This window comes from Bifidobacterium aerophilum (assembly GCF_010667685.1).
Classification (GTDB): Bacteria; Actinomycetota; Actinomycetes; order Actinomycetales; family Bifidobacteriaceae; genus Bifidobacterium; species Bifidobacterium aerophilum.
In genome coordinates, this window is the sequence record NZ_WHZW01000020.1 from 21,953 (window position 1) to 28,509 (window position 6,557).

The 6,557-nt window shown below is 64.6% G+C and carries 6 protein-coding genes; all 6 read left to right on the top strand.

Annotation, left to right across the window (positions count from 1 at the left end):
- Positions 1–40: 40 nt before the first annotated feature.
- Positions 41–772 carry an MIP family channel protein gene (locus GFD25_RS09480; RefSeq protein WP_163232218.1) on the top strand — a complete coding sequence of 244 codons (732 nt, stop codon included), beginning with the start codon at positions 41–43 and terminating at the stop codon, positions 770–772.
- A 409-nt stretch (positions 773–1,181) separates the two neighbouring features.
- Positions 1,182–2,138, top strand: a complete 957-nt coding sequence (locus GFD25_RS09485; protein ID WP_163232220.1) for a DUF3152 domain-containing protein — start codon at positions 1,182–1,184, stop codon at positions 2,136–2,138.
- Complete coding sequence (locus tag GFD25_RS09490) at positions 2,135–3,358, top strand: glutamyl-Q tRNA(Asp) synthetase (protein ID WP_163232222.1); 1,224 nt, start codon at positions 2,135–2,137, stop codon at positions 3,356–3,358. The genes GFD25_RS09485 and GFD25_RS09490 overlap by 4 nt, the downstream gene beginning before the upstream one ends.
- Before the next feature lie 162 nt (positions 3,359–3,520).
- Positions 3,521–4,375, top strand: a complete 855-nt coding sequence (locus GFD25_RS09495) for a YggS family pyridoxal phosphate-dependent enzyme (protein ID WP_163232224.1) — start codon at positions 3,521–3,523, stop codon at positions 4,373–4,375.
- Between the two features lie 322 nt (positions 4,376–4,697).
- Complete coding sequence (locus GFD25_RS09500; protein WP_239512528.1) at positions 4,698–5,642, top strand: class C sortase; 945 nt, start codon at positions 4,698–4,700, stop codon at positions 5,640–5,642.
- Positions 5,643–5,746: 104 nt separating this feature from the next.
- Positions 5,747–6,557, top strand: an 811-nt coding sequence (locus tag GFD25_RS09505) for a fumarylacetoacetate hydrolase family protein (RefSeq protein ID WP_163232228.1), incomplete at its 3' end; no start/stop codon positions are given.

Sequence of the window (6,557 nt, forward strand, 5' to 3'; positions counted from 1 at the left end):
CATCGCATCACCAACCGCTTAAGAGAGAAAAGAAGCAGCAGTGGAATACTCCCTCTTCACCAAGCTGGCGGCCGAATTCTTCGGCACGGCCATCCTCATGATCTTCGGCAACGGTTCCGTCGCCAACGTCGAGCTCAAGAACACCAAGGGCCACCACGCCGGCTGGCTCAACATCGCCATGGGCTACGGCTTCGGCGTCATGTTCCCGGTGCTCATGTTCGGCGCGGTCTCCGGCGCGCACATCAACCCGGCCATGACCCTCGCGCAGGCCATCAACGGCATGTTCCCGTGGGACGAGGTGCTGCCGTACATCATCGCGCAGCTGCTCGGCGCGGCGCTCGGCCAGTTCATCGTCTACCTGACCTACTACCCGCACTACAAGGACACCGACGACGCCGAGGCCATCCTCGCCACCTTCTGCACCACCGACGCCGACAACAAGAAGCTCAACTACTTCCTCAACGAGATGTTCGGCACCCTCGTGCTCGTCTTCGGCGCGCTGTGCTGCCTGATGGACCCGTGGGGCGAGAAGGACCCGGCCGCGGCCGCGATCGTCGTCGGCTTCATCGTGTGGGGCCTCGTCACATCCATGGGCGGCCCGACCGGCCCCGGCCTGAACCCGGCCCGCGACCTCATGCCGCGACTGCTGCACGCCGTGCTGCCGATCCCGTCCAAGGGAACCTCGCGTTGGAACGAGGCGTGGATTCCGGTCGTCGCCCCGATCGTGGGTGCGATCATCGGCGCGTGGCTGTTCAACGCGTTCTTTGCGTGACGTCGCGTGTAGCCGCGTGACGTGGATCGGTGGCTTGCCGGCTTGATTGTGATGGTGTGTCACCCCCTCAGTCAGCTTTGCTGACAGCTCCCCCTTCAGGGGGAGCAAGGCTTCACGTCCCGGCTGTTGCCGACGTCGCCGCACGCGGCCCCCTCAGGGGGCAAAAGATGTAAGGTGTGCAACGGCTCCCCTTGGCGTCAAGGGGAGCCGTTGCGTTACGTGGGTTGTGCGTATACTGTGCACAGTTGCCGGCGGTTGTGTCGGAATCGTAATCAATGATCACGTTGAGTGATCGCATTGTGCAAAGAGTTGGGGAGAGATGATGAAACGGCCGATATTGCCTCAGCTCAGGTTCGGGAATCCGCGGTCCGGCAAACCCGATGCGCGGTCCGGCATGGAACGCACGTACATGATCCGACGGATCGCCGTCGCCGTGGTGGCCGTGGCGTTGATCGTCTGCGGCATCTGTTCGACGGCCGTATCGGGACGGACTCTGGAACAGTATCGGGCGGCCCAATCGCAGCCGGCAACGGTTCGTTCCGCGAGCGCCGGCGCAACGGCGGACGGCGACGATGGTAACGGTTCGTCATCGCGCGGTGGATCGTCCTCCGACGGAACCGCCGCCGACTCCGAGAACACAGGCGATGCGGCGGATTCCTCCGACACGAAGAACGGTGCCGATTCCTCCAAGACGACGGCCGACGGCAAGACTGACGGCAAATCCGACGCGAAAACCGATACGAAAGACGCCGACATCGCCGCGACGCTCGCATCGGACGACAAGGCGAAGCCGCTGACCGACGACGAGAAGAATGCCATCCGCAGCCGGGCGCGGGCCACCGCACAGGAGGCGGCCGCGAACACCGGCGGTGCGCCGCTTTCCTACACTTACTGTCTGCGAACCAAGGGCGACGTGGGCAACACGACCGCATTCGCCAACATCGTGTTCTCCACGCTCAACGATCCCAAGGGCTGGCCGCGCGCCGGCGCCACCTTCGAACAGGTGGCCGACGCCGACTGCGGCCTGGCCGACATGGACATCATCCTGTCCCAGGCACAGTACATGACCAGTTTCTCGTCGTACTGCTCCGTGGAATACAGCTGCCGCGTCGGACAGGAGGTCATCATCAACGACGACCGGTGGGACGGCGGCGTCGACGCGTGGCTCGACGCCGGCGGCACGTTGAGCCGATACCGCGAAATGGTCATCAACCACGAGGTCGGGCACAGGCTTGGTCACATCGACAACGAAACGACCTGCGCGGGAGCCGGACAGCCTGCGCCGCTCATGCAGGAACAGTCCATGCACCTTGACGGCTGCGTTGCCAACGAATGGCCGCTCGATCACGAGCTGTGGATCGGATGAGCGCGATGTCGGTCGTCGGACGGTTCGCGCCCACGCCGTCCGGGCGCATGCACCTTGGCAACATCTACGCAATGCTGGCCGCATGGCTGTCGTCGCGTTCCACCGGCGGCCGCATGGTGCTGCGCATCGAGGACATCGACCGACCGCGCGTGCTGCCCGACGCCGATCGGTGGATCATGGACGACCTGACCTGGCTCGGACTGGACTGGGACGGGGAACCCGTGTACCAGTCCGATCGTTTGTGTCGGTATGACGAAGCCATTCGCGTGTTGTGCGGCGATGGTGTGGTTGACGAGACTGATTGTAAGAAATCCGTGAGCGCTGCTGCGCTGCGTGATGATCGTGTGGATGTCGGACATCGATGCACGGGAATTGTGTCCAATGAAACAGGATCGGCGGAATCGGTGCACGTCGGCGCGGTTTGTGAAGAACCGGTGTATGCGCCGGACGCCGTCTACCCCTGCTTCTGCTCGCGCGCGGACATCCGTGCCGCCTCGGCCCCGCAGGAAGGCGACGGTTTCGTCGTCTATCCGGGAACCTGCCGGCGTCTGTTGCACGAACGTCCCGACGAAGTCCGCAGCCGTCTGCAAGCCGGACGACAGCACTCGCTGCGGCTGTTCGCACCGGACCGTGACATTCGATTCATTGACCGCGTGTTCGGATCACAAACGTTCAATCTCGCTCATGATCTGGGTGACACGGTGATCAAACGCGCCGACGGCCTGTTCGCCTACCAGCTGGCCGTCACCGTCGACGATCTCGACATGGGCGTGACCGATGTCGTGCGCGGCCGTGACTTGCTGCGATCGACCGCGTTGCAACTGCATATCCGCGAACGGCTTCTGGCCGGCGGCTGGAGGTCGGATTCGTCGGCTGACGGGCGTCCGGCCGCTCCGCGCTCAGACGCCCGACACGGCACCGGTCATGCCGGAGACGCCGGGGATATCGATCATGCCGGTCTCGTGTTCGCCCACCTGCCGCTGATCGACAACGCCGCCGGCAAACGACTGGCCAAACGTCAGCGTTCGCTCGACATGGGCGTGCTGCGATCGCAGGGCGTCACGGCCCGGCAGGTGATCGGCTACTGCGGGTGGCTGCTGGGATTGCTGGACGAGCCGCAGCCATGCGAGTCCGGCGAACTGCTGGACGTGTTCGACTGGGACAAGGTCGCGCTGCGGGCGCAGGATCGCCGCGTACCCGACAATCCGTTCGCCGTATGATCAACCTAATGGACATCGCGCTCCCTCATTGATGCTTCGCGTGACGGCCCCTCGGCCGAGGAATCCGGGTACGCTGCCGGCAACGCTGGACAACTGCGGCGGTTGCGTCATCGTGCCGACTACACTGGAACGCTGATATCGGACGCCAAGGGGAGTGACGGCATGACGGCTTACATGGATCACAAGGATCTCGCCAACGAGACGATCGACGCGACGCGCGCGAAGGAGATCGCGGACGGCGTCCACGGCGTGCTGGACCGCATCGCCCGGGCCGAATCCGCGGCGGGACGAGCGCCGGGTTCCGTGAAACTGCTCGCCGCCACGAAGACGCGCGACGTCGGTGAGATCATGGCCGCCATCGACGCGGGCGTGCGTCTGATCGGCGAGAACCGTCCGCAGGAAGTGGCGGTCAAAGCCGCGGGATTGCGCAGACAATGCGCCGAACGTGGGTTCGCGCTGGGCGTCGACGATCCGGACGGGGGTGACGGGGCGCTCGCGCTCGGCGAACAGGACACGAGTCATGCCGTTGAACGCATCCCGTTCCACCTGATCGGCCAGTTGCAGTCCAACAAGATCGGCAAGGTGCTGCCCGTCGTCAATACCATCGAATCGGTGGATTCCATCGAACTGGCCGAGAAGATCGCCCGACGTGCGGCCATGCACGGCATCACCGTCGGCGTGCTGCTCGAAGTCAACGAATCCGGCGAAGCGTCCAAATCCGGGTGTGATCCGGCGCACGCGATCATGCTCGCGCAGCGGATCGGCACGCTCGACGGGCTGGAATTGCAGGGATTGATGACCATCGGCGCCCATGTGGACGACGAACGCACGATCCGCCGTGGATTCGCCCACCTGCGCAAGACGCGCGACCAGATCCTCGACGCGGGCGCGCCGGGCACCGAGCATTGTACGGAACTGTCGATGGGCATGACGCACGATATGGAACTCGCCATTGAAGAAGGATCCACGATCGTGCGCGTCGGCACGGCGATCTTCGGCGAACGGGCGTTCATCTGAACCGCGCCTTCATCTGAACAAAGCCGGGTTTTCGACTGTCCGGGCCGTTTCAATCAGCCTGTGATCCGGGACGCCTCCCCGATATGCCCCCTTCGGTGACGGGGCGATGTCGGGCGCCGGGCGATGGCGGTACACTGTGCGTGGGTCGGGCTCTGCCAAGGCATCCCGCATAACGATCGAGGAGGCTGAGGTGCGCACAACGAACGGTTCGGCACGTGGGGAACACGGTCGTGTCCGTGCGCCCCACGGACGTCGCGCGGCGGTCGCCACCGTCGGGTTCGCGGGATCCCGGGCATACGGCGACCAGACCTTCGGACAGGCCATGAACGTCGACGATGTGGTGCGTGAACGTCGCCGTCTGCGCCGATCGTTGTTCGTCATGCGGCTGTTCACCGTCCTGCTGCTGCTCGCGGCGATTGGCGTGGCGGGATTCCCCGTCGCGCTGCAGTACAAAAGTTCGTTGGATCTTGACCGCACGTCAAGCGAATCCGCCCAGCATGTGGAAGGGTGGCCGTATCCGCAGGCCGAAAACGCGCTGAAGGCGGCCCGCGAATACAACCGCAAGCTCGCAGAATCGGGGCAGCCGATCCTGGGCGAGGCGGTCGATCCGTTCTCGTCGCAGGGAGGCGGCTCGCACGCCAAGGGCGAGGATTCCGCGGCGTCGAAGGACAAGGAATACCAGTCGTTGCTTGACTCCGGCAACGGGGTGATGGGCACGATCAAGGTGCCCACGGTGTCGATTTCGTTGCCGATCTATCACGGCACCTCCGAAGAGGCGCTCGCTTCCGGTGCGGGACATCTGTACGGCACCAGCCTGCCGGTGGGCGGCAAATCTACACATTCGGTCATCACCGGTCATCGCGGACTGGTCGAAGCGCTCATGTTCACTCGTCTTGACGAGGTGAAAAAAGGCGATTTCATGTATGTGGAAGTCATGGGCGAAACAATCGGCTACCAGGTCGACCGCATCAGCGTGATCCTGCCCGACGACACCAGCCAGCTGAAAATCGTCAAGGGGGAGGATCGGCTGACGCTGATGACCTGCACGCCGTACGGCGTGAACACGCACCGACTGCTGGTGTCCGGCCACCGCGTGGCCATTCCCGAGCCCGCGCCGGATCCGGTCGACGTGCGCGACGGGCGCACGTATGCCTTGGCCGTCGGCGTCGGACTGCTGCTCGGCGGGTGGCTGCTGGTCGCGTTGATCGGATGGCTGCGTCATGCGCCGTGGAGGGTGATGCGCCACTGCGGGCAGTGGAGGCGGTAAGCCGCGGCTGACGCCGGGGCATCGTGGCGGCGGGTAGGCTGTGACCGCGCGGGTGGACCGTCGCCTGCCGTCTTGGGACAGCGTGGCGACTACACTGGGACGTCATGAGAATTGCACGATTTTCCCTCAGCGGGACGCCGCGGTATGCGTTCGTCCAGACCGACCCGACCGACCATAAGGATTACCTGATCGAGCTCAACGGCTATCCGCTCGGTGCCGGCGCCGTCGAACCCACCGGAGAACGGTACGCCATCGACGCCGAAGGCGTCCGTTTGCTCGCCCCGGTACTGCCGTCGAAGGTGTACGGCCTGGCCAAGAACTACGAGGCGCATGCGCAGTTCATGCACGAGGCCGGCCATTCCGAGATCGCCCATGCGCCCGAGAACATGGTGATCTTCACCAAACCTTCCACTTCGGTGATCGGACCTGATGATCCGATCGTCATTTCGCCGTACAGCCACGACATGAACTTCGAACCGGAAGTGGCCGTGGTGATCGGCCGCATCGCCCGCAACGTGCCGGTCGAGAAGGCGATGGACTACGTGCTCGGCTTCACCTGCGTCAACGACGTGACGCTGCGCGACCTGCAGGGCATGGATCCGACCTGGACCCGCGCCAAGGGATTCGACACGTCGTGCCCGCTCGGACCGTGGATCGTGGCGCGTGACGACCTCGACTGGCGCGACGCGAAGATCTCGTTCACGCTCAACGGCGAGGACGTGCCGATGGCGAGCGGCACCACCGCGAACCTGATCCATGGCATCCCCGAGCAGATCGCCGCGATCTCCTCGTTCTCCACGCTGCTGCCGGGCGACGTGATCATGACCGGCACGCCGAACGCCTCCGGTCACCTCGATCCGGGTGACGAGACGATCGTCCACGTCGAAGGCATCGGAAGCCTGCGCAACGTGGTCG

Bases quoted from the DNA above. Each gene is read 5' to 3' on its own strand.
- GFD25_RS09485 (WP_163232220.1), top strand. From the start codon at position 1,182: ATGATCCGACGGATCGCCGTCGCCGTGGTGGCCGTGGCGTTGATCGTC.
- GFD25_RS09490 (WP_163232222.1), top strand. From the start codon at position 2,135: ATGAGCGCGATGTCGGTCGTCGGACGGTTCGCGCCCACGCCGTCCGGG.
- GFD25_RS09500 (WP_239512528.1), top strand. From the start codon at position 4,698: ATGAACGTCGACGATGTGGTGCGTGAACGTCGCCGTCTGCGCCGATCG.
- GFD25_RS09495 (WP_163232224.1), top strand. From the start codon at position 3,521: ATGACGGCTTACATGGATCACAAGGATCTCGCCAACGAGACGATCGAC.